Origin of the sequence: Endozoicomonas sp. SESOKO2, from assembly GCF_024606245.1 — a bacterium.
Taxonomy (GTDB): domain Bacteria; phylum Pseudomonadota; class Gammaproteobacteria; order Pseudomonadales; family Endozoicomonadaceae; genus Endozoicomonas_A.
Genome location: NZ_JAHHPQ010000676.1, coordinates 1 through 1,983 on the forward strand (window position 1 = coordinate 1; position 1,983 = coordinate 1,983).

The 1,983-nt window shown below is 46.7% G+C and carries 3 protein-coding genes; 1 reads left to right on the forward strand and 2 read right to left on the reverse strand.

Annotated elements, in window-relative coordinates; genetic code table 11:
* Positions 1-174: 174 nt before the first annotated feature.
* Positions 175-753 (reverse strand): chalcone isomerase family protein, encoded by a 579-nt coding sequence (locus KDK17_RS16675; protein ID WP_257253986.1) that lies wholly within the window; start codon positions 751-753, stop codon positions 175-177.
* A gap of 96 nt (positions 754-849) precedes the next feature.
* The gene (locus KDK17_RS16680; RefSeq protein ID WP_257253988.1) at positions 850-1,437 is read right to left on the reverse strand and encodes a DUF924 family protein; all 588 of its coding nucleotides are present in this window, start codon (positions 1,435-1,437) and stop codon (positions 850-852) included.
* 149 nt (positions 1,438-1,586) lie between these two features.
* On the opposite strand from KDK17_RS16680, the gene KDK17_RS16685 reads away from it, so the two are divergent.
* A complete protein-coding gene (locus tag KDK17_RS16685) occupies positions 1,587-1,967 on the forward strand; it encodes a hypothetical protein (protein WP_257288583.1) in 381 nt (126 codons plus the stop codon).
* Positions 1,968-1,983: the final 16 nt, after the last annotated feature.

Consider the following 1,983-nt stretch of genomic DNA (forward strand, 5'->3'; position numbering starts at 1 on the left):
CATCACATTTCTCCTCTTGGCTGATCGACGGCACCTCTATCCATGCATCGGCTGAGAAGAGAAAAACATTGCCTGAATTCAAGTCATAAATTAACTATCGATATTGACAATTCATCTGAAGCCTTCAAACACTTGCCCAAAGCAAATCCGAAAGCCCCCCCAATGTAGAAAGCACTATCTTTCAGTATTCAAACCCAAAATGCCTTCTTTGAACTTCTGGTTGGGCGGAGTTTCACCAATCCATACCTTTAGTATTGCGTTGAATAGTTTCTTGCCAGGTATAATCCCCTTCTCCTCTCCTGCGATAATGACTCTCGCTCCCTTGCCGGGAATATATTCAAAGGTTCCGGACTCTCCTTTCTTCAGAGTGCCATCAATCATACCCATAAACTGAGCAATACCTTTTTCCAGATCCTTTTGCTCTTCTTCGGAAGTATTGATCTGAATCGCTTCATAGAACGCATTGGCCATTCGTCTTGCGCTCATTTTCGATAACAGAATAGTGAAGCTCATTCTCTGATAACTCTCTTCAGAGAGTATGTGGTAAACGTCAGAGGAGGGGTTTTCAAGGTAGAGTGCACCAATGTATCCGTCTACCACCAAATACCATGTTCGTACTGCTGCACCCTGAAGTTGTAAAACAGTGCCGTCCGGCACCTTCACAACATCAGGAATCTCGACGCCCTTCATGGAAAGAGCGTGTGCTGATTGCCAGAGCGCCATCCCAAATACGACAATAAACAACTTTTTCATAAGTATCCTTTGGGTATTATTATTGTTGTTTGCCCCGCCATCTTACAGCAGCCGATACGTTATTCCCATTTTTGCAACCAACGTGATGATAAAAACTCAGAAGGATGATCCAGGCTGCTGAAGAAAGCTCAATTCTTCATCGGTACTTTCTCGTTCAAGAAGGCTATTGCGATGGGGAAAGCGTCCGAACCTGGCAATAATATCACGATGTTTGACCGCAAAATCCAGTGAACCTGCAAGGTATTGTTGGTAGCTGTCTCCAGCCCCGCCAACTATGCTTTCAAACAGCCTCACACATTGATCCTGATCCTCAAGCGATTCACTGTGCATGAAAGGCATGACAAAAAAAGTCTGTTGCAGCTCCGTCAGCCGATCCAGTTGCCCCAGCTCCACCCCCTCTTTGGAAATCGCCAGAGCAGTACGATCGTACTTAAATGATCCGGGATCACCCCGGAACATATTCCGGGGAAACTGATCCAGCACAATGATTGCTGCCAACCGCCCTTCAGCAGATTCCAGCCATTCGTCGCACCCTCCGGACTCTACTTTGTCTGGCAAGCCAGCAAATTGATTGCGAATACGCTGATCCTGAGCCTCACTTTTCTTCCACCAGCGGGACATTTGCACATCGCCAAGAGGCTCGCCTTCAAACCAAAAATCCAGAACTTGCTGAGAACTTTTCATATCATTGACTCCCATGATCTTGTCAGTTGAGTGGCATGCAGCTTGTACTCAACCATACTTAATGTCATCACCTATTGAAATCATTGGAGATGACTCCAGATAGGCATTATCCGCTAACTATTCATTCCGAGACGCAATCCGAAAAGACTATGACAGATCAGGACAATCAGGAACCCGAAGTTATTTCAGCTGATGAACAGGTAGAAGACAAGGGTACCGGTACCGGACTGGTGCTCCCTGAACACGCTCTACCTGACAAGCTGTACCTCATCCCTGTCTCAAACCGGCCATTTTTTCCGGCCCAGGTTCAGCCTTTGGTGTTTAATAGTCAGGAGTGGGAAGAAACACTTCAGCGAGTCGCCCAGAGCCCCCATAAAGTAGTGGGGCTTAGCTATGCTGCTGGCATAACAGGAGCAGACCATGAAGTCAGCCCGGAAGATTTCCCGGAGATGGGCTGTACCGTAAAAATTCATAATATCCTTGCAGAATTTTTACGGTACAGCCCATCTCCGGGAAATCTTCCGGGCTGAATTGATGGTCTGCTCC

Excerpts from the sequence above, each read along its gene's own strand:
- KDK17_RS16680 (WP_257253988.1), bottom strand. The coding sequence starts at position 1,437 with ATGAAAAGTTCTCAGCAAGTTCTGGATTTTTGGTTTGAAGGCGAGCCT.
- KDK17_RS16685 (WP_257288583.1), top strand. The coding sequence starts at position 1,587 with ATGACAGATCAGGACAATCAGGAACCCGAAGTTATTTCAGCTGATGAA.
- KDK17_RS16675 (WP_257253986.1), bottom strand. The coding sequence starts at position 753 with ATGAAAAAGTTGTTTATTGTCGTATTTGGGATGGCGCTCTGGCAATCA.